Source organism: Chryseobacterium sp. SIMBA_029 (assembly GCF_046535275.1).
Lineage (GTDB): Bacteria > Bacteroidota > Bacteroidia > Flavobacteriales > Weeksellaceae > Chryseobacterium.
This window is the reverse complement of sequence record NZ_JAWRXA010000015.1, coordinates 1-25,206: the sequence shown is the minus strand read 5'-3', so window position 1 is coordinate 25,206 and position 25,206 is coordinate 1. Positions and strand designations below refer to the sequence as shown.

General features: G+C 36.0%; 20 protein-coding genes. 12 read left to right on the top strand and 8 right to left on the bottom strand.

Annotation, left to right across the window (positions count from 1 at the left end):
* Positions 1-14: 14 nt before the first annotated feature.
* From gwsS to SB679_RS21535, 4 genes are all read right to left on the bottom strand, one after another.
* Complete coding sequence (gene gwsS, locus SB679_RS21550) at positions 15-989, bottom strand: grasp-with-spasm system SPASM domain peptide maturase (protein ID WP_410704358.1); 975 nt, start codon at positions 987-989, stop codon at positions 15-17.
* Positions 976-1,161, bottom strand: a complete 186-nt coding sequence (locus SB679_RS21545; protein ID WP_034712618.1) for a hypothetical protein — start codon at positions 1,159-1,161, stop codon at positions 976-978. Before SB679_RS21545 ends, gwsS begins: the two co-directional genes overlap by 14 nt.
* The gene (gene gwsG, locus SB679_RS21540) at positions 1,131-2,120 is read right to left on the bottom strand and encodes a grasp-with-spasm system ATP-grasp peptide maturase (RefSeq protein WP_410704357.1); all 990 of its coding nucleotides are present in this window, start codon (positions 2,118-2,120) and stop codon (positions 1,131-1,133) included. The genes SB679_RS21545 and gwsG overlap by 31 nt, the downstream gene beginning before the upstream one ends.
* Before the next feature lie 62 nt (positions 2,121-2,182).
* Positions 2,183-2,350, bottom strand: coding sequence for a hypothetical protein (locus tag SB679_RS21535; protein ID WP_165585202.1), 168 nt, complete (start codon positions 2,348-2,350; stop codon positions 2,183-2,185).
* A gap of 305 nt (positions 2,351-2,655) precedes the next feature.
* On the opposite strand from SB679_RS21535, the gene SB679_RS21530 reads away from it, so the two are divergent.
* From SB679_RS21530 to SB679_RS21515, 4 genes are all read left to right on the top strand, one after another.
* Positions 2,656-4,386, top strand: a complete 1,731-nt coding sequence (locus tag SB679_RS21530) for a helix-turn-helix domain-containing protein (protein WP_410704356.1) — start codon at positions 2,656-2,658, stop codon at positions 4,384-4,386.
* Positions 4,387-4,523: 137 nt separating this feature from the next.
* A complete protein-coding gene (locus SB679_RS21525) occupies positions 4,524-4,727 on the top strand; it encodes a hypothetical protein (RefSeq protein ID WP_410704355.1) in 204 nt (67 codons plus the stop codon).
* A gap of 107 nt (positions 4,728-4,834) precedes the next feature.
* Complete coding sequence (locus tag SB679_RS21520; protein ID WP_410704354.1) at positions 4,835-7,042, top strand: lantibiotic dehydratase family protein; 2,208 nt, start codon at positions 4,835-4,837, stop codon at positions 7,040-7,042.
* On the top strand, positions 7,043-7,888 hold the full coding sequence (locus tag SB679_RS21515; RefSeq protein ID WP_410704353.1) for a thiopeptide-type bacteriocin biosynthesis protein: 846 nt from the start codon (positions 7,043-7,045) through the stop codon (positions 7,886-7,888).
* A gap of 603 nt (positions 7,889-8,491) precedes the next feature.
* Here the strand turns inward: SB679_RS21515 and SB679_RS21510 are convergent.
* The 4 genes from SB679_RS21510 to SB679_RS21495 are packed head-to-tail and all read right to left on the bottom strand — an operon-like array spanning position 8,492 to position 12,223.
* Entirely contained in the window at positions 8,492-9,556 is a 1,065-nt protein-coding gene (locus SB679_RS21510) for a DUF3810 domain-containing protein (protein WP_410704352.1), read from the bottom strand.
* On the bottom strand, positions 9,546-10,991 hold the full coding sequence (locus SB679_RS21505) for an MFS transporter (RefSeq protein WP_410704351.1): 1,446 nt from the start codon (positions 10,989-10,991) through the stop codon (positions 9,546-9,548). Before SB679_RS21505 ends, SB679_RS21510 begins: the two co-directional genes overlap by 11 nt.
* 41 nt (positions 10,992-11,032) lie before the next feature.
* Positions 11,033-11,761 (bottom strand): lysophospholipid acyltransferase family protein, encoded by a 729-nt coding sequence (locus SB679_RS21500; RefSeq protein WP_410704350.1) that lies wholly within the window; start codon positions 11,759-11,761, stop codon positions 11,033-11,035.
* 3 nt (positions 11,762-11,764) lie between these two features.
* Complete coding sequence (locus SB679_RS21495; RefSeq protein ID WP_410704349.1) at positions 11,765-12,223, bottom strand: GtrA family protein; 459 nt, start codon at positions 12,221-12,223, stop codon at positions 11,765-11,767.
* Between the two features lie 230 nt (positions 12,224-12,453).
* On the opposite strand from SB679_RS21495, the gene SB679_RS21490 reads away from it, so the two are divergent.
* The 8 genes from SB679_RS21490 (at position 12,454) to SB679_RS21455 (ending at position 25,025) form a co-directional block, all read left to right on the top strand.
* A complete protein-coding gene (locus SB679_RS21490; protein WP_317741764.1) occupies positions 12,454-12,717 on the top strand; it encodes a hypothetical protein in 264 nt (87 codons plus the stop codon).
* Between the two features lie 84 nt (positions 12,718-12,801).
* A complete protein-coding gene (locus SB679_RS21485; RefSeq protein WP_410704348.1) occupies positions 12,802-13,653 on the top strand; it encodes a BadF/BadG/BcrA/BcrD ATPase family protein in 852 nt (283 codons plus the stop codon).
* A gap of 18 nt (positions 13,654-13,671) precedes the next feature.
* Positions 13,672-15,960, top strand: a complete 2,289-nt coding sequence (locus SB679_RS21480) for an NADP-dependent malic enzyme (RefSeq protein ID WP_034712595.1) — start codon at positions 13,672-13,674, stop codon at positions 15,958-15,960.
* 187 nt (positions 15,961-16,147) lie between these two features.
* Positions 16,148-16,345 (top strand): bacteriocin-like protein, encoded by a 198-nt coding sequence (locus tag SB679_RS21475; protein ID WP_317741763.1) that lies wholly within the window; start codon positions 16,148-16,150, stop codon positions 16,343-16,345.
* 186 nt (positions 16,346-16,531) lie between these two features.
* The gene (ruvA, locus tag SB679_RS21470; protein WP_034712594.1) at positions 16,532-17,116 is read left to right on the top strand and encodes a Holliday junction branch migration protein RuvA; all 585 of its coding nucleotides are present in this window, start codon (positions 16,532-16,534) and stop codon (positions 17,114-17,116) included.
* Between the two features lie 57 nt (positions 17,117-17,173).
* On the top strand, positions 17,174-24,184 hold the full coding sequence (gene sprA, locus SB679_RS21465) for a cell surface protein SprA (RefSeq protein WP_410704436.1): 7,011 nt from the start codon (positions 17,174-17,176) through the stop codon (positions 24,182-24,184).
* A 111-nt stretch (positions 24,185-24,295) separates the two neighbouring features.
* Entirely contained in the window at positions 24,296-24,673 is a 378-nt protein-coding gene (gene gcvH / locus SB679_RS21460) for a glycine cleavage system protein GcvH (protein ID WP_410704347.1), read from the top strand.
* Positions 24,615-25,025 (top strand): VanZ family protein, encoded by a 411-nt coding sequence (locus tag SB679_RS21455; RefSeq protein WP_410704346.1) that lies wholly within the window; start codon positions 24,615-24,617, stop codon positions 25,023-25,025. The genes gcvH and SB679_RS21455 overlap by 59 nt, the downstream gene beginning before the upstream one ends.
* Positions 25,026-25,206: the final 181 nt, after the last annotated feature.

Sequence of the window (25,206 nt, the reverse complement as noted above, 5' to 3'; positions counted from 1 at the left end):
AAATAGATTACTAATTATTGCCATGTTGCAGTGTAAGGGTCATAGCTGCAGTGTTTAGGCTTAGCATTCATCTTATCAGGACTGAGATAGGCTCTGCAGTCGTGGCAGATATACCGGAATTCACAATCCCTGCATACTTCTATCTGATCTTTAGCAATATTATAGCTTTGTATGATGGTATTGTTAGCAATATCTCTGAGATCAAAATCATGGATGTTTCCGATCGTTGCCTGTATGGAAGGACAGGGTTTGATATTCCCTTCAGTATCCAGCGCCATTTTTTTGTTTAAACAGGAATTACAATGGTTAGCCTCCGCGAAATTTTGAAAGTTAATGATGAAGTTCTTCGGAGAAATCTGTCCGCAATGGTCATTTCTGAGTGATGTGGTGTTATAAACAATCAAAGTATCCTGTATGATGAAGCTATCATTTTCACTGCACGCAAAAAGAGAAATAGCTTTCAGTTCATTGAATTGCTCTCTCAATGTATTGATATCAGCCAAAATCATAGTGAAATCATCATTAATGGTTCTGTAATCTGATAAACATAATGATACTGACCGGATATTGGAACTTGAAATTAGAGTGAGGATATCGACTAAAAAATCTTTAGAACGGTTGTATATCCTCAATTCTAATGCCTCAATTCTATTTTGCTCACTTTTTTCTAATAGTTTTTTTAAATGGTCTGCAGATTGGTTGAGTTCAACAATCGCATTGGTTATAATAGATGAGTTTTCATGGTTAAAAGTAAGTCTTGGAAACAGTTCAGGAGTATCCGTATAAAAGCCATAATCTTCTTCCACCAGATAATCAAGCCATTCCTTATTTTCATGGTCTACGACCACGGTATTTTTGGAAAGCGCTTCATAATGTCCGGTTTCTATAAAGATGAAGTCATTTCTTCCCAGGTCACATATCAGGCTTCTTGCACTCCCGTTTACAGGGATACAGTCGCTATATAAGACAAAAAAATTATTGTTCATCATCTTCAAAAAATTGGATAGGCGAAATAAGCTTATAAAAAGGATGTGATATTTTTCCTTTCAGTTTCTTTTTTATGGGAGCGGAGCCTTTATGCATTTCTGCCATCAGGATATTAAGAGAATATTTCTTTTTTTCTTCGTGCCCTATGATATCTTTATATTTTCGTGGTTGCATAGTTTTATTAGGTGGTCTGCAATTTTATAATCCAAATTATAATTGCAGGGGTTAGAAGTCATTCCGTATTGGCCCACAGGGTTTATTTCTAAAAATATATATTCTCCTTTTTTATTTTTAATCATATCGATAGATCCGGTTCTGAGACTAAGTTTTTTAAACAATATTGTTAACCTCGTTCTGATATCTTCAGGCAAATTATATCTTACATATCGGGTAGGAGTATCAGTTTTGATCCTGAAATCAAGCTTGGTTTCATCCTGACCCTGGGAAAAAATGGCCATCGGATAAAATTCTTCATCAATAAAGAATATCCGCAGCTCATACTCCTTATCAATCTTGTTTTGAACAAGAGAGGGAAAGAATTCTGAGGGTATATCAGGATGGTCGAAATCAATTTCTTTGGTCAGCATGCTCATCATATAGCCATTTTTGCTGTTCATGAAATTGGCATCATGTATTGATTTTGTGATCATACCTTCTTTAGCACTATCCGTAATAGATCTGTTCGTGATAAAAGTCTTAGGGATTTGTAAACCTGCTTGGGCTGCTTCCTGAAGAACAATAAGTTTATTCAGATTGCCGCTGGCTGCGGGATACCATATTTTATCTTTAAGTCTATAATTAATATAAGAAATCAGCGTAAGAAATTCAGCTCTTAACTGTTCCTTAAACTTAATCGAATCGAAACCGAAGAATTCAAAATTATCTTTAATGGCATTATCATAATGATCTGTATAATCCAAAGATGCAAATCTCCTGCACCATACTGCCGTAATTTTTTCGAAATCAATCTTCTGGTTTCCAATTACGACATCTCCATTGACTTCAATAAGCATTTTGTGCTCAAAAATATCCGAAGTCGTAATGACCATATAGTCTTCAAAGCCTTTATCTTTAAAAATATCGATCAGCTTTTGCGTAGAATAGTCCCAATAGTTGGTTAAAAATAGTATCATGTTGAATTTCGATAGATTTTAAAAGGCTGTTTTATAACAAAACAGCCCTTTTATATGGGCTACTAACCAGTCCAGTCAGAATCGTCACCGTCAAGCTGCCATCCTCCGCCTTGGCAAAGTGTAGTAGTTTCGTTAGTTGTAGATGTGATTGGGCTAAGTTTACCTCCAGCTACTTTTTTCATCATTTTCTTTTCAATTGAAAACGCATTTAATTTCTTTAAATTTTTCATTTTCTAAAATTTTTTAATTAATATTTGCTTTGCCATATAAACCCCGGCACAGGGCATACTGATCAGTGTATTGTTGTAGGACGTCTACAAGGTTTTGTGTTCTTACCTTCTGGAGCAAAGATGTGGATGTTCCGCTTGTCTGGCAAACAATGTATCCCGTAATTGATAAATTTCGAATAGTTATTAATAGAGTTTGATAAAGATAAATGTTGGATTTTTGAAGTAATGTTTTGTACATTAATGTGTTATTGTATTCTTATAGAAAAAGATAAAAATGTGTATTATTGCAGTTGGAAAAAACGTGTATGAATAAATATTTTCTTCTTCTGCTCACTTTTTTTTGTCAGACAGTATGCTTTTCGCAAAGTATAAAAGGTTTTTATATTCCAGATTCTTTAAAAAAGAGAAATAATGAATACTTACAAAAGTCCTACGACAAAATTTATAGAATAGATAACGATAAAGCAGAACTGTATGCAAATACCATTTTACTAAAGGGGAAAAAAGAAAAAAATAGTGAGGCAATTTATGATGGATATTATAAATTGGCCCATACTAAAGGACTGAAATTTGAGAATGGAAAACCTTATGCGGATACATTATTAAGTTTGACTAAGCATCTAGATACTAAAGAATACCCTGCAAAAGCTTTTATTATTGAAGGTATTTTGTACAGTTATTCATTTAATTACAAGGCCGCATTGAATGAATATGTCAAGGCTCTAAATTTAGCTAAGAATAAGAATGAGGACCAATACTATTATATAAAGAAACTGATAGGTATTTTAAAAACCACAACAGGCGAAGATGAAGAGTCACTTTCTCTATTCTTGGAATATTATAATTATCAAAAGAAAAAAATTAAGACTGATACAAAAGATATTAAGAATTATATTAGTGCAATATTTTCTGTAGCAAATGCATATAATAAGATAGAGCAGTATGAAAAATGTAAATTTTACAATAAATTGGGAATTGCCGAATGTAAGAAATACAATGAGTATAACAGCTATCCTTATTTGGTTATGTCAGAAAGCATAGCAGACTATAATCTGAAAAATTATAACGATGCTTTTGTAAATCTTTCGAGTATAGAGAAAGATCTAACAAAAAATAAAGACTATGCAAATCTATCAATATTGTATTATTATAAAGGAAAGATCAACTATGATCTGCATAAAGAAAGTAAGGCAATTCCATTTTTGATTAAATCAGATTCACTTGCAAAGCTTTCACAAGGTGCATTATATACAATAAGAGATGGATATGAAATTTTAATAGATTACTATAAGAAAAAGGGTGATAAAGAAAATCAACTTAACTATGTTAATAAGTTGATGTATGCAGATAGTATAATTAATAACAATCAAAACTATCTTTCAAAAGAAATATATAAAAAGTATGATACAGTTGTATTACTAGACGAAAAAGAAAAACTGATTAGTAGCCTTAATAACAGGAATTCATTATTATTCTGGATTTTGGGTGCAGGTTTTCTTATCATATCTGTTTTGCTCTATGTGTATGTTAAAAACAAAAAAAGGATAAAAGAATATCAGAAACAAGCAGATCGTTTGCTGGAAAGATCAAAAGAATCATTTTCCGCTTTCACAGCTGTACCTCTTCCTATTGAAACAAAACTAGATCTCCCAGAGAAGGAAGAAAAGAGTAAAATTTTGTTGTCGGATGAAAAACTTCGGGATATAAGAGCTAAATTGGAGAATTTTGAGGGCGAAAAAGGATTTTTGCGTAAAAATATTACGGTAGATAGTTTGGCAAAAGAACTTGGAACCAACAGAGATTATCTTTCAAAATCTGTGAATGAACTTAAAGAAAAAAACTTCTCACAATATATTAATGAATTAAGAATTAATTATGTGGTAGAAGAGCTAAACAAAAATGAAAAGCTTAGGAAATATACCATTTCAGCTATCGCAGATGAAGTAGGATATAATAATTCAGAGTCGTTTTCTAATGCATTTAGAAAAGTTACTGGAACTTTACCATCTTATTATATCAAATTGTTGGAAAAATAAAATATTTTATTTAATATTGATAATGTGTTTGTTATGTTTTTTTTTAATACGATATTGATCAATTTCGAGAATGTTTTTTTGGGGTGAAAACAATTATTTGTTTTCTTTGTGGTAGTTACTTCATAAAATCGATTCACATGAAAGAAAAGCAAGAAAAGAAATTATCTTTGAAAAAGGTACAAATGACTAAAATTAGTAATCAATCATTATCATCAATAAAAGGTGGATTAGCACAATGTAGTGGTTCTGTTTTTCATACAGGAACTACGGTAGGAACTGATACTGGTACTGCTGTTTCCCCAAATGTTATTATAGAAGACGTTAGAGATGGTAATAACTAAGACTTATATCACTTTTGAAATGACAAAGTGACATTGAATTATTCAATAGCAAATATCTGTTTTGATATTTGCTATTTTTATTAATATATCTAAATAGCACTTTAATAATGCCCCGTTTTCCCTATCAGTTTTTTGATGAATATGTAGTACGCTCACCGTTATTTTCTCTTAAAGACTTTATTGAAAAGACAGACCGTGATGAAATTCCTGATGAAGTATTGCGGGAAATTTGCACAGACCCTGTTTTTCAGGAAGCTGTTTATCTCGCCTCGCCTTATCTGCATGGAGAGATTCTGAAATGGCTCAATTCCGAAGGGAAATTCTCTTCCAGACAGCATGAAAAACTGAAAGATACCGTCTTAAAATACTACAGCCGGATGAGTACCCGCTGTACACCGTTCGGTCTGTTTTCCGGCGTTGGATTAGGAACATTTAATACTGATATTTCCACTTCGATATCCAATAACCAACAACCAATAACCAATACCCAGATTCGTGATACCAAGCTTGATATGCATTTTTTGGTCGCACTGTCCGAGACGCTGGCAAAAATTCCTGAGATTAAAAGCAAACTTTTATTTTATCCGAATACCAGTATCTATAGAGTAGGGAGCAGGATCCGGTATGTAGAATATACGTATGCTGAAGGAAAAAGAGAGTATGTTATTTCATCAGCACCCAACTCTAAAGAACTTAATCAGTTGCTGAAGTTTGTCGAAAAAGGAAAAACAATAGTCCAAATTACGGAAACTCTTATCAATGATGAAATCACAGAAGAAGATGCCGCCGGATTTATTGAGGAATTAATAGAAAATCAGGTTTTGGTGAGTGAACTGGAACCGAATGTTTCGGGTGTCGATTTTTTAGATGCTATCATTGCTGTAGTACAAAAATTTGGAGCCAGAAATTATGCAGACATTCTAGTTTCTATACAAAAGAAGCTTGAACATGTGGATATGAAGTTCGGAAATTCAGTTTCTCTATACGCCGAAGTAGAAGAGCTGATGAAGTTTTTCAACATCAATTATGAGCAGAAATACCTTTTTCAGACAGATTTATATTTCAACAATACATTTCAACTGCCTATAACCTGGAAGAAAGAATTAAAAAAGGCAATTACCTTTGTGAACAGGATGACCTTGTTTAATAAAGACACCGTTTTTGAAACCTTTAAAAAAGCCTTTTATGAAAGGTTCGAAACAGAAGAAGTACCCTTAACTTATGTATTGGATACTGAAATAGGGATTGGCTATAAACAGAATATTCAAACTAAAGGACTACATCCTTATTTAGAAGATATCAATCTTCCGGGTAAAGTAATAAAACCGGAATTGAATCTAAGACTAAACCCTGTTCAGATTATTTTAAATAAAAAGATTCAGGATAACCTGTTGGATAGAGCATTTTCCATTGAACTTCGTGAGGACGATTTTAAAAATTTTGAAGAGCACTGGGAAGATTTATCAGATACCCTTTCTTTTATGACCGAGATTGTTTCAGACAGCGGACAGGAAAAATTATTTTTTAACGGCGGTGGCGGAAGCAGTGCCGGAGATCTGCTGGCAAGATTCTGCTCTGAAAAATCAGAAATAAAAACTCTGGTAAAAGCGATTGCTGAAAAAGAAAAAGCATTAAACCCGGATGTGATTTCTGCTGAGATCGTCCATCTTCCGGAAGCCAGAATAGGGAATGTCATCAGACGGCCTTTGCTTAGAGAATATGAAATACCTTATCTGGCACAGTCTGCCTTGCCTCAGGAAAAACAGATTTCGGTTGAAGACCTTTATATTTCGATCAAGAATGACAGGATTGTCCTGCGTTCAAAAAGGTTGAACAAAGAGGTTGAGCCTTATCTTACCAATGCACACAACTATTCGGCAGATTCATTGCCGGTTTACCATTTCCTGTGCGACTTATATTCACAGCATAAACGTTCCGGATTATCTTTCTATTGGGGAGACCTGAGAAAAATCTACCGCTTTTTACCAAGAGTTGAATATAAAAACATCATTCTTTCAAAAGCACGATGGAAGATTAACGAGGAGGATATTAACATGCTGCTCTCTGTCATGGACAGTAAAGACGAATTTCTGTCAGCTTTAAAAACCTGGAGAGTCAAAAGACAGATGCCGAAATGGATACAATGGGCACAGTCAGACAATACGCTTGTGCTGAATCTCGAGAATTATACCAGTGCAACACTTTTCATAACCACAATACAAGGCAGAAAATCAATTAGAGTTGAAGAATTTCTGTATCATGAAAAAGAGGATTTTGCCCGGCAGTTTGTATTTTCTTTATATAAAGATCAATAAATGGAAACACCAATCAGAAAATATATTCCCGGAAGCCAATGGTTATATGCTAAGATCTATACAGGAGTAAAAACAGCAGATATTATCCTGGAAGAAGCAATTCAACCGCTTTTACAACATTTGAAAAAGGAAGATCTCATCAAAAAATGGTTTTTTATCCGGTATAATGATCCAAAATCCCATTTACGGATCCGGTTTGAACTTTCAGATACCGGCAGTTTTGATGCTGTACTTTCACAAATTACTTCTTCTTTGGAGAAATATATCCATTCCGGAGAAATCTCTGATTTTAGGCTGGATACTTACGACAGAGAGATCGAAAGATATGGAGGAGCATGCATTGAAGATGCAGAATTTTTATTTTGGAAGAGCAGTCATCTTATTCTTCATGAATATCTGCATTTTGATGATGAAGAAAAAATCATCGTAGCGCTTTTTTATATAGATGAAGTGCTGAAGAGTTTAGAACTTTCTATGGCAGAAAAGCTTGAATGGATCAGAATTTCCAATCTTGCTTTTAAAAAAGAATTTCATGCGGATAAAAATCTTAATAGTCAGCTTGATAAAAAATACAGAGCTTTTAAGCCCGGTTATCTCAAGTTTCTGGAGTCTGAAGAATATGAGGATTTTAGAACTGATATCCTTAACGGTATCACAGAAAGTTCCGAAGCGCTGCAACGTGTAAAAAGAAATTGTTCAGAAAAAGAACTTCAATATTTCTTCCAGAGTATATTTCATATGAATATCAACAGGATTTTTATTTCGAACCAGAGATTGTTTGAAATGATTATTTATGACTATCTCTACCGGTATTATAAAACGCTTGGATTCAAAAATTCAAATTAAGAAAATTAATATGATACGGCCGGAAGATGGGGGTTAGAAATTGTTGTAATAGTTATGATGAATTTGAAAAATTGTCTTTAAAAAAGAATCAACCTTTCCTGAGGTATGTTTTAGGGCTTAATTACTTCTCTCTTCAAATTTCCAGACATTCTTGGAAAAAGAGAGCTTTATCCCGGACTTAGGTTAAAATATCTTTTAAAATAAATCCATATGAGAATGTGATGTTTCATTTTTGGAGTTATCATATAATAACTCCACCTTTTTACTAGACAAAAAACAGCTGTAAACCCAGAATAAGTAAAGTTTAGGCAATGGATTGATTTTTTGTTTTTTTACTGTTAAAACGATTATTTTACTATTATTCTGTTATTTATTCATTGGCTAACCGCTTATTCTCTTTATTTGATGTGAACTCAAAAAAACTCAAAAAATCTTAAATTTTTCATAAAGTTTTAAAAAAGGCAGGAAATGTTTTTGTAGTTATAAAATATATTGTACTTTTACATCGCCTTGAATGAGGGAACAAGTCAAGGTAATAAATTTTTTTTCATCATTTGTGTTTTTAGAATCGTATCGCCTGATACGATTCTTTTTTTTTTGTCCTTACTTTTCGTATTGTAAAAGAAGATCTATAAAATAAGAATAGGTAACCGAACCTTCCTGCTGATTGCTTTTAAGAAACAGGTTATTTGTAAATCCAAAAAAGTCATCCAGCCAACCCTGATGTTTCATGATAAAACTTCTTTCATACAGCCGGTCTCTTTTCATCCCTGCAGAATAATTCTTCAGAATAGATTGTACAAATTTCGGATCATCTGCAACGATGAATCTTAAAAGGCTTTTTAAGGTAAAGTATTCGGTGCTGTATTGAAGATCAGCATTCTTGGAATTAACCCCTATGAGATACCCAACGAAATTAGCCTCCTGCTCTCTTGCAAACCCCAATTGATGGGAACTTTCATGAGCAGAGGTAAAAGGGATGAATGTAGGCGGTAATGCGGCGTTATACTGTGCTTCAGCAGTAAAAGGATTATAGTAGCCCAGAATACCTGTAAAATTCATTACATACTTAAATAAACTCGGTTTAAAAGAATTGATTCCAGTGGCTTTTTTATTGGAAATATAAATAGGAAGTCTTTTCTGCTGCAAAAGAATTTCCTCCTGTACCGATTTCAGATCAGTAATAATAAATATTCCGTTATGATCTTCCTTTACCCGTTGTCTGCTTGCTTTGCATTTCTCAAGATAGCGCAATGCCAGGGCTTTTGCTTTTTCTATGGACGGTTCTTGTTGATTCGGAAGTTTCTTGATAATTGGAGTCTGGAAATACAGCATCCCCCAAAATAGCTGATACACAAAATAGCTGATATTAGCAGCCATCAGCAGATTGAAAAAAGAACGGCTTCTGGTTCTCTTCGGGAAACATTTCGCTAGTTGATATAATAGATAGGTACCCAGCAGAACATACAGCAGATCTCCAAACGAAAAAGAAATCCATGCAAAAAATATTTGATGAACCCCTTTCTGGAATTCAAAGAAATGCTCAAAAAAGCGGATAGCAATTTCTGATTGAGAGAAAACGTAGAACAAAAGAAATTGGGCAAGTAATACACCTGCCCAAAATCTCTTTTTCTTATATAATGATATTTTTGTCGTATTAGTGACCACTTCCTTTTGCTATTTTATCAAGATCAATTCCCTGAGATTTCAAAATTCCGCTTACCCGGATCGCATAGAAAGCAAGATAAGAAAAACAAACAACACCAACGATGTAGCTTGAGTGGATCGTAGTAAGATCAGCAACATATCCCTGGATAAGGCTTACAATACCTCCTCCCATAATCATCATGATCAGTAATCCAGAACCCTGGTTGGTAAACTTCCCAAGACCATTGATCGCAAGAGCGAAAATACAAGGCCAAAGAGTAGAGCAAAACAAGCCTACGCTTGTAAAAGCATACACAGAAACCATTCCTTTAGTGAACATACCGATCAATAAAGCAGTGATACCTGCACATGAGAAGATAAGAAGCATTCTGGCAGGATTTCCTTTGCTCAGAATATCACAAATGATCATCGCAATAATGATAAGCCCATACACATAGAAATGAGTAAGATCATGCTTGGCAATAGCATTCACTAAAAGGAATACCCCAAAAGCCAGATAAGGAGCTAAAAACCGTAAGATTTTTTTGAATCCGGCACTGAAATCAAAAGCATCAACAGCACCTGTCCATCGTCCGATCATCATAGAAGCCCAGTATAAAGAAATATAAGGAGCAATGTCTTTCGTGTGGAATCCTAAATCTTTCTCCATATAAGCAGGAAGGTTACTTGCTGTAGACACTTCCACACCCACATACACAAAGATAGCAATCATTCCTAAAATAAGTTGTGGAAACTGGATGGCTGAAGTTCTGTGCTCTCCCGGAACAATATCTTCTGTCTTTTCAAGAATTGTAGGAGTGATGGCAGGAAGTGAAGAGAATTTCAGCATGATAGCAACCAAAACAAAGGCAACACCTAAAATCAGGTAAGGAATCTTAACACTTTCAATGCTGACTTCTGAACTTGCCGCTGTAGCAGAACCGAAGATGGCAAAAGATACAATAAGAGGTCCGATAGTCGTCCCTAAATTATTGATTCCTCCAGCCATGGTAAGTCTTTGAGAACCTGTTTCGGCAGGACCCACCTCAATAGCCAGCGGATTGGCTACAATCTGCTGAAGGGAAAACCCTAAGCCTACAATAAAGAGTCCGGAAATCATTAATGGGAATGAACCCATATTAGCGGCAGGATAAAATAACAGTGTTCCTGCTGCAGAAATAAGAAGGCCGACGATTAAGCCATTTTTATAACCTATCTTGTTGACTAAATCTTGTTTCAAACCTTTTGAAACGGCCATATAAATTAAAGAACCCACCGTATACGCTACATAAAAGCAGATCTGCACCAGCATACTTTCGGTTTGGGATAAATTAAATGCCTTTTTGAATACTGGGATCAGAATGTCATTACTAGCAGCTACAAATCCCCAGAAAAAAAATACAGTAACCAACGGGATGAACTGACCCCAATTAGTTTGTTTAGAATAATTTGACATGTTTGTTAAGAATTTCTTAATAACAAATATAATTATTTCTTTTAAATACAGCGTTCAAGCAACGTTTTTTTTATTTCGTCAAAAGCCTCTGTTTTTAGATTTTTTGGAATGTCCGATGGCTCTATAATTCCGTTAAAATATACCCTTACTTTACCGGGACGACCTTTTGAATTGTCAAACGGAAAAATATCCTTCAATCCAACAAAAGTATATACGGCAATCGGGGAGTGATGTTTTGAGGCCAACGTAAAAGCACCGTCTTTAAAATCATCTAATATGACAGACGTGTCATCCGGTACACCGCCTTCAGGGAAAATAACAATGCTGTTTCCTTCCTCCATCTTTTCGGCACATCTTCTGTAGACATCTGCACGGCTTCTTGGGCTACTTCTGTCTACCATCACGCATATCCTTTTATATATAGTGCCAAAAATAGGAATCTTTACAAGCTCTTTTTTTCCTACAAAACACAAAGGATGATCCGGAAATAAAATGCAGGGAAGCATGATGTCCATAATAGAGGTATGGTTGGAGATAAAAACGTATTGTTTATTTTTATCAATTTTCTGATCAGAAAGTTTAATCAATTCATACCTCAGACCCATTCCATAGAATAAGCCAAAGCACCAGATCCGGATAAACTTATAAGCGTATTTATAATGCTTTTTATTAAAGGATAAAATATAAACAGGAATTCCCAGTGTTATTGTTAAAACAAAAGCCAACAGAATCAGCCAGAACCTCCACAGATAATTTAAAATTTTCGCCACAGCTTAACCGTTAAAAATTACTTTCTTCTTTACAGAATAATTAAGAATGGAAACCAACAGGATCGCAGCGATCTTACTGATCATTTCCGGGCTCAAGGTATAACAAATTAAATTGATATTGTCTTTAAATACAAAACTGTAAAATATCTGGAAAAAGCCCAGACTTAATAACGTAGAAACGAAAGAAACCCCAATGAAATAAGCAAACTCTCTTGTTTTGGAATGCTTGCCCCTTTCAAACACAAACCAGATGCTCAGAAAATAATTCGTTATAATCCCGCATGCGGTAGAGAAAATATTACTCAAAGGATAATGTACACCATGTAAGTTGATTTCTCTGGGGAAAATATGGGGCACATGCATGCTGAAGATTTTAAAGCTTCCGATTTCTACAACAGCACTCAGTCCTCCTGCTATGATGAAGAATAAAATCTGTTTCTGGCGTATTAATAATTCTCTCATTCAATTTATATGATGTGCAAATTTATAACTATATGTTAAACACTGAAAAAAGTTGTTAAAGTTTTTTTTTACATCAAATTTATTTCTAACTTTAATTTTCATAATGAAATAGTCTTCACCTGATAATAAATTCATTTTCAACTACTTGTGTTGATGGTCTTTCTATCTTGTAATGCGTGACAAAGCATGCAACCCCTAGATTTTGTGACTCAATTTATAATAATATTTGTATGAAACATCAAAACAAATACAGAAAATTCCAGCTTCAACAGAAAAATATTGAGGCTCTAGAAAAAGAGAACTCACGCTTCAAAAGAGTATATTCTGAATATGAAAATATGTCTGATGAACTTTGGAATTTAGAAAATGATAAAACTGAACCCGTTCCGGATGATTTTATTAATGCAATGATTCTTCAGGCTTCATATCTTGAAGATGAAATTGAAGATTGGTTAATAAGGTTCAACGAAAAAAAAACTGATATAAAACAGTAGTGATTTTAAACAGCTTCCAGGTTGTTTTAAGCGCTATTTAAAGATAAATTCATAATTTAGCATCCTTAAACTAAAATGTAAAATATGGTTGCTATTGTTGATAGTGGTTCTACCAAATCGGATTGGGTAATACTTGATGATTTCAAGAAGGTTTTTCTGAAAACAGAAACCATTGGATTTAATCCGAACTTTATCAATAAAGAACTGATTGTTCCTGAAATAGAAAAAAACAGTAATCTCGTATTAGTAAAAAATTCAATAACAAAAATTTTCTTCTATGGATCCGGATGCGGAATCAAGAAAAATTGTGAAACCATCGAAGAAGAACTTCTGAAAGTATTTGGAAAAGCTGAAATCATCGTAAAAGAAGATCTTATGGCTGCCGCATATGCTGCGTATAACGGAAAACCGGCTATCGTATGCATTTTAGGCACAGGATCAAACTCATGCTTTTTTGATGGCGAAAATCTAAAAATAGAATTGCCGTCATTAGGCTTTTTAATAGGTGATGAAGGAAGTGGAAGTGCCATTGGAAAACAATTGGTACGCAGGTATTTTATGAAAAAGCTGCCTGTTGACCTTCATACTGAATTTCAGGAGGAATACAGCCTTACGGTGGAAGAGGCATTGAAAAATATGTACCATACCACCAGACCAAATGCTTATTTAGCTGACTTCAACAAATTTGTTGTCGAAAGAAAAGATCATCCTTATTTTCAGGATATGGTGTTCGAAGAAATGAAAAGCTTCTTTGAATATCAGGTCCTGCCGTATAAAGAAGCAAAAGACGCCGAGATTAATTTCATCGGCTCTATTGCCTATTACTATGAGAATATTCTCCGTTCTGTTGCGGCAGAACTTAATTTAAATGTGGGACATGTTGTACAAAAGCCTATCGAAAGTTTAGTCAGCTACCACATTAAGTATATACTTTAAATCAAAAAACAAAATTCTATGTCAAGTAAAACCCACCGCGACGAAAAGAACTTTAATCAGGCCGCGTTAGATTATCATAAAGCAGAACCTAAAGGGAAAATTGAAGTAATCCCTTCAAAACCGCACTCATCTCAACGTGATCTGTCGCTGGCATATTCGCCGGGGGTAGCTGTTCCTTGTATGGAAATTCACAACAATCCCGAAACCGTATACGATTATACAGGAAAAGGAAACCTGGTTGCGGTAATATCCAACGGTACAGCTGTTCTTGGATTGGGAGATATCGGCGCAGAAGCATCAAAGCCGGTAATGGAAGGAAAAGGTCTTCTTTTCAAAATCTTTGCAGATATCAACGTTTTTGATATTGAAATCAACGAAAAAGATCCTGAAAAATTTATTCAGATTGTAAAAGGTATTGCTCCTACTTTTGGAGGGATCAACCTGGAAGATATCAAAGCCCCTGAAGCATTTTATATAGAACAGAAGCTTAAAGAAGAATTGGATATTCCTTTGATGCATGACGACCAGCACGGAACAGCAATTATTTCTGCTGCAGCCCTGATCAACTCACTGCAGATTGCCAATAAGAATATTGATGAGGTAAAAATGGTAGTAAATGGAGCAGGAGCTGCCGCCATTGCTTGTACTAACTTATATATTTCTTTGGGACTGAAAAGAGAAAACGTTCTGATGTGCGATAGCAAAGGAGTTATCAATCATAAAAGAGAAAATCTTACTCCAGAAAAAATAGATTTCATCGCCAATACAGATCTTGAAACGTTGGAAGATGCCGTAAAAGGTTCAGATGTTTTCATCGGATTGTCTAAAGGAAACGTAATGACTCCTGAAATGCTATTAAGCATGAATGAGAATCCTATCGTTTTCGCATTGGCAAACCCAGATCCTGAAATCGCTTATGATTTAGCTTTTGAAACCCGTAAAGATGTTATTATGGCAACGGGAAGAAGTGACTATCCTAACCAGGTAAATAACGTGTTGGGATTCCCTTATATTTTCCGTGGAGCATTAGATGTTCAGGCTAAAGGAATTAATGAAGAAATGAAGCTAGCTGCCGTACATGCTATTGCAAATTTAGCGAAAGAACCGGTACCAGAGGCTGTAATTTTAGCTTACAATGTGCAAAACCTGCAGTTCGGAAGAGAATATTTCATTCCAAAACCGTTTGACAACCGTTTGATCACCAAAGTATCAAGTGCGGTTGCAAAAGCTGCTATTGAAAGCGGTATTGCAAGAAAAACAATCGCTGATTTTGATGAGTATGAAAATCAGTTGCTGGACAGAATGGGAAGAGATGAAAAGTTGGTGAGAATGATGCAGAGCCGTGCTAAATCCAATCCAAAAAGAATTACCCTTGGCAATGCTGAAGAATATAACGTGCTGAAAGCAGCACAGATTCTTTATGAAGAAGGAATTGCTTTCCCAAGCCTTCTGGGTGATAAAAAATACATCAAAGAGCAGATGGAACGTTACGGAATCAACCTTGATATTCCTATTATCGATCCAAGTGATGACGACCAGAAAGAAAACAGAAAAAGATACAGAGAAACCCTTTGGAAACTCCGTCAGAGAAAAGGGATGAATGAGTATAAAGCGAAAAGATATGTACGCCAGAGAGATTATTTTGGTCCATTAATGCTGAGACATGGAGATACTGACGGTCTTATCGTAGGATTCTCTAAAAACTATACTTCCGTATTGCGTCCAGTATTAGAAATCATCGAAAAAGACAAAGGAGTAGATAAAGTAGCAGCGATGATGATGATTCTTTCTGAAAAGAAACCTATTTTCTTTGCAGATACTTCCATCAACCAAAATCCTACAGCTGAAGATCTGGTAAATATTGCTAAAATGGCAGAAATGACCGTGAAGTCCTTTGCTATTGAACCAAGAATTGCCATGCTTGGATTTGAAAACTTTGCTGCCATATCAGACACTTCTAAAAAAGTGGCTAAAGCAGTAAGTATCCTTCATGAAAAGTATCCTAAAATGATCGTGGACGGAGAAATTCAACCGGATTTTGCCATGAATGCAGATCATTTAAGTGATTATCCTTTCTCAAAGCTGGGGACTACTCCTGCCAATACATTTGTATTCCCGAACCTGGAAAGTGCGAATCTATCCTATAAAATTATCAGAGGAATGAAAGTAGCTCAGGTAATAGGACCTATCCTGATGGGACTGAAACAGCCTGTGCATGTACTTCAGATGCGTTCAAGCGTAGATGAAATTGTGAATCTGGCTACGGTTGCAGTACTTGATGCTCAAAGAAGAGAAAACAAAAAATAATAAAGAATTTATTCTTTATGTGAATAAAAAGCAGTACACTACAATTGGTGTACTGCTTTTTTATTGTAAACAGTTCTTTGTCCTTATAAAAAGGGAGAATAATAAACAATTTTGATATAAATTTTAAATAGATATAATTTTTTTATAAAAAATAAATATATTTACCGCTACCAAAAAAATATTTACCATGAAAAACATTAAAAGACTTTCAAGAGAGAATTTGAAACAAATCAGTGGAGGAATTATCAGAGATCTTCCTATTAAATCTCCTGATGGAGGATATTACTGTCTTCCTTCTCAGGGGCAGCTATGTTTAGTAGGCTGTACACCCATGTGTGTAAATGGAGCATGTAACATAAGTATGTGTTTGGATATAAATCCTTAGAATAATTATCAAACTCAATCATTTCAATTATAAAACCTGTCCGTTCGGATGGGTTTTTTGTATTTATAATGTTTAATATGAATTCATTGAATGTATGGTCAAAATTTAAGTTAAAAAGCATTCGTACGTGAAATGAAAATATTAATTAGTTTAAATTGCTATATTTGGGAGTTTTAAAAATTAATAATGATATTTTCTTTACAAGGCACTGTCCAGGAACTCACACCTACTTACGCAGTAATCAATGTCCAAGGAGTTGGTTACTATGTAGGTATCAGTCTTATGACCTCACAGACACTGACTTTACATCAGGAGACTTTTTTATTTATCCAGCAGATCATCCGCGAAGATGCCCATCTTCTTTTCGGATTTAACACTCGTTCGGAAAAAGAAATGTTTAATCTGTTAATAAGCGTTAACGGAGTAGGGGCTGTATCTGCCCTCATTTTACTATCAACTTTAACCCTGGAAGAGATTGCTTCGGCAATACTTTCAAGCAATAGCGCACTGATCCAGAAAGCAAAAGGAATTGGCGCCAAAACTGCTGAGAGAATTATTGTAGATTTGAAGGATAAAGTCCAGAAATTCGGCAGTTCAGCAGAAAATATTTCTATGCTGGTAGATAATAAAATCAAGGATGAAGCGTTATCTGCATTAGAAGTTTTAGGGATACCTAAGCGAATGAGTGAGAAAATTGCAGACAGAGTAATTAAACAAAATCCAGTTGTTTCGGTGGAAGAACTGGTTAAACAAATTTTAAAAAACATTTAACATTTGGTGGCAAATAATAAGCATCTCAATATATTTTTGTTCCTGTCGTTTCTGTGTATGTCCGTAAGTACATTCGCCCAGCAGATACGTGATACCGCTATCATAAGGAAAGAATATGAATTGGCCGACCCTACGAGGTACGAAGCCTTTTACGACATAAAAACAGGAATGTACTACGTATATCCTAAAATAGGAAATACGGTAACGGGTCCTCCCACAGCCATGTCGCCCGAAGAGTATAAAGAATTTATGCTGGCAACACAGACAAAGGCGTACTACAAAGAAAAATCCGATAAATACAATCTTCTTTTCCGAAAAGATAAAACAGATGCCCGAAGAAAAGGGTTGATTCCGTCACTACTCATCAACAACAAACTGTTCGAAACGATATTTGGAAGCAACAAAATTGAGATTATTCCTTCCGGATATGCTTCTTTGGATTTTGCAGGACTGTATCAAAAAATAGACAACCCGTTGATTCTGCCACAGAACAGAACCAGTTTTACCTTTGATATTGATCAGAGAATTCAGCTGGGATTATTGGGTAAAGTAGGAGAAAATCTTCAGTTAAAAGCCAATTACGATACCCAGAGCGGTTTTGCATTTGAAAACAGAATGAACCTTGTCTGGCAGGCAAAAGGAAACTGGAAAGATCTCCAGCAAAAAGGACTTGGAGATGTTGATAAACCCAACGCAGGAGGCGAAGATAAAATCATCAAAAGAGTTGAATTCGGTAATGTAAATATGCCGCTTTCTACCAGTTTAATCCGAGGTTCACAATCCCTATTTGGGGTGAAAACAGAGTTCCAGCTGGGGAAAACCTATGGAACTGTTGTACTTTCACAACAACAGGGTGAAGCCCGAAATATTGTTGTACAGGGTGGAGGAGTAATGAATAACTTTAAAGTAAACGCGATTGATTATGAAGACAATCAGCACTACTTTTTAGGACATTACTTTCTTAATAATTACGACAATGCTTTGCTTAACTATCCTCAGATCAATTCAAGAGTCAATATTACAAGAATGGAAGTGTGGGTGCTGGACCAGGGGAACAGTAATCTTGCCTACCAAAAAAGTATTATCGGGATCAGGGATCTGGGAGAAGGTGCTTCCGGAATGCCAGATAACTCGCAGAATGGATTGTATCAGGCCGTAACGTCAGCAATAGGGAGTCCGAGAGAAGCAGGAAATAACTATACAAGTACTTTCCAGGGTCAGAATTTTCCAGGAAGTACAGAAGCTTATGACAATGGGGAGCATTTTATCTTCAATACCAAAGCAAGAAGATTAAATGCCAATGAATATATCTTACAACCACAGTTAGGATATATCTCATTAAATCAAAAACTTAATGAAAATCAGCTGTTAGCAGTTTCATACTCATATACCGTTAACGGAACCAATCAGGTGTATAAAGTAGGGGAATTCTCCGAAGAAAGTCCTGTTTTGGTAACCAAAGTATTGAGATCAAATAATAAAGTCAATACACAGTCGCCTATGTGGGACCTGATGATGAAGAACATCTATTCAATGGATGCAGGGCAGGTAGCACAGGACGGGTTTATCCTTAACTTATTTTATAGAGATCCCAAAACAGGAGGTAAAGTAAATTACCTGCCAGGTACCACTGTTCAGGATACCAATTTATTGAAACTATTAAACTGGGACCGTCTTAACATGAATGGTGACCTTCAGAATAATGGAAACGTTCTGGGAGATGGTATTTTTGACTTTGTAAACGGAATTACGATAAGACCGGAAACCGGAAGGTTAATCTTTACTAAAGTTCAGCCTTTTGGTAATTATATGCAGTCGTTGGTGGGGAACGATCCGCAATATGTTTTCCATGACTTATATGACCAGCAGAAGCAGGTGGCTACTTCCAGTAACCTGGCACAACGATACACCATGGAAGGTCGTTATAAAGGTACCCAGGGACAAGGAATCTCTCTGGGAGCTGTAAACGTTCCGCAGGGGTCCGTAAAGGTTTCTGCCAATGGAGTTCAGCTGACGGAAGGAGTAGACTATACAGTAGATTACATGCTGGGAACCGTTACCGTTATCAATGAAAATGTAAAACAGTCCGGACAGGCTATCAATATCTCACTGGAAAACCAACTTACATTTAATACCCAAAGAAAAAGATTCTTAGGAGTTAATTTGGAAAGAAGGTTTAATGAAAACTTTATTTTAGGAGGTACCGTAGTCAACTATTCTGAATCGCCTCTTACCCAAAAAGTAAATTACGGCCAGGAAGCAGTGAATAACACTATGGCGGGGATTAATTTGATGTACAATAATCAGCTTCCATTCCTGACAAGATTAACGGATAAAATCCCGTTGATTAATACGGAAGCACCATCAAATTTAAACTTTAAAATGGAGGCGGCTTATCTCCTTCCGGGATTAAACAAAGGAACGAATGATCAGTCTTACATAGACGATTTTGAACAGACAACGTCTAAGATATCCTTAAAAGAACCTACAGCATGGAGTCTGGCATCCAGACCTGAAAAAAATCCGGGAGCACCGTTTAATGGGCCTCCGGGAAATGATATGCTGACAAGCGGCTACGGAAGAGGATTGCTATCCTGGTATAATATTGATCCTAGATTTTATGGAATAGGTGGAAAGGCACCTGCAGGAATTACTGCACAGTCTGTTTCCAACCACGCTTCCAGAAGAGTACAGACTTCTGAGATTTATAACAACAGAGACTTTGTTGCGGGAGAGCAGACTTTTACCAATACTTTCGATATATCCTATTACCCTCAGGAAAGAGGTCCGTATAACGTGAATCCTAATACTGAAACGGCGCAAAGCAGATGGGCGGGGATCATGAGACCGATCAGCGTTTCCAATTTTGTGAACTCTAATATCGAATATGTAGAATTTTGGATGATGGATCCGTATGCAGATGGAAATAATTTAGGAACTAATCCAAAACTGTTACTTCATTTAGGAAACGTATCCGAAGACATCTTAAAAGATGGAAAGATGCAGTATGAAAATGGTCTTCCGACTCCGGGAGCACCATCTACAACAACTACTTCAAATTGGGGAACACAACCGAAGCAACCTCCTATCCTGTATGCGTTTTCAAGTGAAGGAGACGACAGAAGAATGCAGGATGTAGGATATGACGGATTAAGCTCAGATCAGGAATCAATGAAATTTGGGAATACCTTCGTAAACCCGGTTACCAATATTGCTGATCCTGCAGTAGATGATTTCGTTTTCTATATGTCCAGCAAGTTTACGGGAAGCCAGGCAGCATCAGTCGTTCAGAGATACAAATACTTTAGGAACCCGGACGGAAACTCTCAGGCCAACTCTTTAGAGGTTTCCTCACAGACTCCGGATGCAGAAGATATCAACAAAGATTATAACCTGGATCAAACAGAAAACTATAACGAATATGTTGTTAATCTTGATAAAGGCAGTCTTTCATTAGGACAGAATAATATTGCCGATGTAAAAACAGTACAGGCTACATTCCAGAATGGACAGACTTCTGATGTAAAATGGTACTTGTTCAGAATTCCGGTTTCGAAATATGCAGAACCTGGAGCGGAAGGAGATCATGATCCATCAGTCCTTAATAATGTGAGATTTGCCAGATTAATGTTGGCAGGATTTAATCAGACTTCTACCATCAGATTTGGAACCATGGATCTTGTAAGATCAGACTGGAGAACATATCCGAACCTTATTGCAAGTCAAACAGTAACTTCACCACAGGAAGGTACTGGAGGAGGTACCAATTTAAATAATAACTTTGAAATAGGAAGTGTAAACATTGAAGAAAATGCACTGAACCAGCCGCCGTATGTACTGCCTCCTGGAATCGACAGACAGGTATTGAGCGGAAATGCAGGAGCACAGAGACAAAATGAAGCGTCTCTTTATATGAATGTGAAAAGTCTTGCAAGTGAAGCAAGAGGAGTTTTCAAGAATACTTCTCTGGATATGAGAAGATATAAAAAGTTGAAACTTTTTGTTCATGCCCAGGATCCTAAAAATAGAGATGAGAATGTTGGAAGACTAGATCCCAAAACTAAATTTTTCATCCGTTTCGGTAGTGATGCTACAGATAATTACTATGAATATGAATCTTCATTAGTATTAACCAGAAATACATCAACTGCACCATTGGAAATCTGGCCAATTGAAAATAATGTTGAGCTTAATATACAGGATTTTGTAGATGCAAAAATTAGAAGAGATAAAAATTCTCCCAATGATATTATCACCAGAATGCCAGATCCAGTATTTCCTGCAGGTGATACTTTTAAAAAGATTTATATCAAAGGACGTCCAAGTTTAGGGAATGTTACCACCATTATGCTTGGGGTTAGAAATGATGACGGTAGAACAGGCGCAGCAATAGACAGGATCCTTTGGGTGGATGAAATTCGTCTTTCAGAAATTGAAAATGACGGCGGATATGCAGGAAATGCAAGTTTAAACTTCAACCTGGGAGATTTTGCAACAGTGAATGCCAATGCTTCTTATACATCAGTTGGTTTTGGAAACATAGATTCAAAACCAGCAGAAAGAAATCAGTCTGCACAATCTGCATTCAGTATCAATACAGCAGTTAATGTAGATAAGTTCCTTCCGGAGAAAAGCGGAGTGAAAATCCCGGTGAACTATTCTTATTCACAAACTATAGAAGATCCAAAATACAATCCTTTGGATACCGATGTTGAGTTCAATAAAGCAGCCAATAAAGAGCAGCTTAAAAAGGTAGCCAGAACTTATACTCAGCAAAGAAGTATAGGAGTGGTAAATATGCATAAAGAAAGGGTGAACCCTAATAAAAAGCCTAAATTCTATGATATTGAAAACGTTTCCGTAACAGCGGTGTACAACGATGATTTCTTTAGAGATATTTATACAAAAAGAAATTACAGACAGTATCTTAGAGGATATGTAGATTACAACTACACCTTTAAGCCTTGGGTGATTAAGCCTTTCAATAAAATGATCAGCGATACCGCAAAATCTACTAAGTACCTGAAATGGGTAAAAGAATTTAACTTCAATCCGGTTCCGACAAGATTATCTTTCAGAACAGAAATCGATAGAAACTTCAACGAATTAGAATTCAGAAATGTTGAATCTATTTTAAGCGGAAATGTAGGAAATGATTTTGCAGCCATTAAAAACAGAAACTTCTATTTCGGTTGGCAGTATGGCTTAGGATTCAACTTTACAAAATCGTTGAAATTAGAAATCAACTCTGCAACAAGAACCCTTAATGATAATGCAGATGTCAATATGATGGACAACAAGTCGATCTTTGGAAATGTACTAAGAGCCGGAAGACCGGTATTGTACAACCACAGAGTACAGCTGAATTATAAACTTCCGTTCCAGTACCTTCCATATCTTGATTTCATTGATGCTGAGGTGGGCTATGGATTTACGTACAACTGGAACTCCAGGTCTACTGCGTTGCTTACAAGTCCGGGTGGAAGTCTGGGGTCAATAGGGCAGAACACCAATACGATTATGGCAACAGCAACGGCGGATATTCCGAAGTTCTTTGGCCAGTTCAAATATTTCAAAGATATCTCTACGAAACTTCAAAAACGTAAACAGGAAATAGACTCTTTAAATAATGTCTATACCCAACAGTGGGAGAAGAGAAGATACCGATACAAAGACTATAAATTCAAAAATAGATTAACAGTGCTTCAGAGCGCAGCATTCCTTCTGACATCTTTCAAGCAGTTGAACGTTAATTATACTGAAAATAACGGAACAGTGCTTCCGGGACTTTTATCAGCACCAAACTGGTATGGTTACGGACAAACACTGGGCGGGCCTACCATCGGATTCTTGATGGGATCCCAGGCAGATATCAGAAGAACCGTGATGGAAAACGGATGGGTAAGCAACTCGGTGTATATGACAGATCCATATATCAGAATGTCCACAAGAGAATTCAGAGCCAATCTCCAGATGATGCCAATGAATGATTTGAGAATCGACCTGAGCGTACTTCATAATTATAACAGGAATTTTTCCCATACCGGATTTAATTATGTAGATGGCAATAACGTGGCAAACCCTGATTATACATTTGCAAATGATTTAGTAACGTACTCCAACTCTGTAGTGCTTCTTAAAACCTCTTTCAAACAAGGGCAGGCGGTGTACCAGTCTATCAGAGAAAATGCAATGGCACTTTCTCAGCAGTTGGCAGGTCCGGGAGCAACAATCAATAATGACGGCTTTGCAGAACATTACAGTATTGCTAACGCCTATGTATTGATCCCTGCGTTTAGAGCAGCAGTAGAAGGTAAGTCAGTAAAAAATATGGGGAATGCTAAAAAAGCAGGACTTCCGTTACCAAACTGGAAGGTGATCTATTCAGGATTAAGAAACGTTCCGATGATCAACGGGCAGTTTACGAAATTTGATATCCTGCATGGATATACTGCAACATATACCGCAACAGGAATTCAGTCAAGTATTGATTATTTCAACAGATTGACAACCGGTAGCGTGTTTGATGTCAACAATGATTATTACAATCCGTTTACATTTTCTCAGGTAGGATATGTAGAATCCTTTTCACCACTGATCGGGATTGATGTTACCATGAGAAACAATATGCAGTTTGGACTTCAGTACAACAGAAACCGAATGTTGTTACTAGGATTGGTTAACCAGACCCTTACCGAAGATGCCAATACCGAATATGTGGTAAGACTGGGATACATTGTTCGTAATTTCAGACTGGGAATGGCAAACACCAGAGGAAGCAGAGGAAAAGGAAGCGACTTGAATATCAGAGGAGATATTTCTCTGAGAGACAGCAAAACATCCATCATGAATATATTATTAAATGATTCTCAGGTGACAGGAGGACAAAAACTCCTTAACATTAAGATTTCCGCAGACTACAATGTGTCTGAAAACTTAAACCTGAGAGTATTCTATGAACAGATGACATCCAAGTATAAAATATCGACGGCCTTCCCGCTGTCTACCGTAAGAGCAGGATTATCTGCCACATTCACTTTTGGTGACCCTGGTGGAGGTAGTTTCTAGAAAATAACAAGCTTAAAATGAGAAGCCCCTTAAAATAAAGGGGCTTTTTTTATATTCAATATTTGAACCTTTTATTATTTTGAATACATTTGTATAAATAAAAAATTAAAAATGAACACACCATCAGAATTAAAGTACACTAAAGATCACGAATGGGTTAAGATCGAAGGAAATGTTGCTACAATCGGAGTTACAGATTTCGCACAGGGAGAACTTGGAGATATCGTATATGTAGATGTAGACACCGTAGATGATGACCTTGAAGGAGGAGCTGTTTTTGGAAGTGTAGAAGCTGTAAAAACTGTTTCAGATTTATTCTTACCTATTGCTGGAAAAGTTATTCAGTTTAATTCAGACCTTGAAGACCAGCCTGAACTTTTAAATACAGATCCTTATGGAAACGGATGGATCATTAAAGTAGAAGTTGCTGATGGTGCAGATCACTCTGAATTGCTTTCTGCTGAAGAATACCAGGCAATCATTGGATAAGATTTCAAAAATAACGAGTAAGATTTTGCCCATTTATTGGGCATTTCTTACCTATATGCTTCTGAAGCCCGGAGAAGAGAACCGTGAATACTGGTTTATGTTTAGCGGCATCGACAAAGTTCTCCACTTAAGCATATTTGCGGCCTTGGGATTCTTCCTTATATCGGCCTTTCCTAAAATTAAATTTTCATATTTTTTTCAGATCATTCTTATATATGCCTTTCTTACCGAGATTCTACAGGAAGAGATGGGGCTGGGAAGATCAATGGAGACCTTAGATATAGTAGCTGACGCTATAGGCTGTCTAATCGGATACTATATATATAAAAGAATAGTTCCTCGTTTTTTCTAGCAATGTCCCGCGGTTTTGAGTGTATCATCATTGTGGATAACTCTGCTGTTGTGTATAAAAATTTCATATTCAGATTGTTAAACAATTACTTATCCACTTTGGTAATATTATGTTAAATAAAGTTGGTAGGGAGGTTAAAAGTTTCTATCTTTGCCCCACTGAAAACGAGAGATAGTAGGTA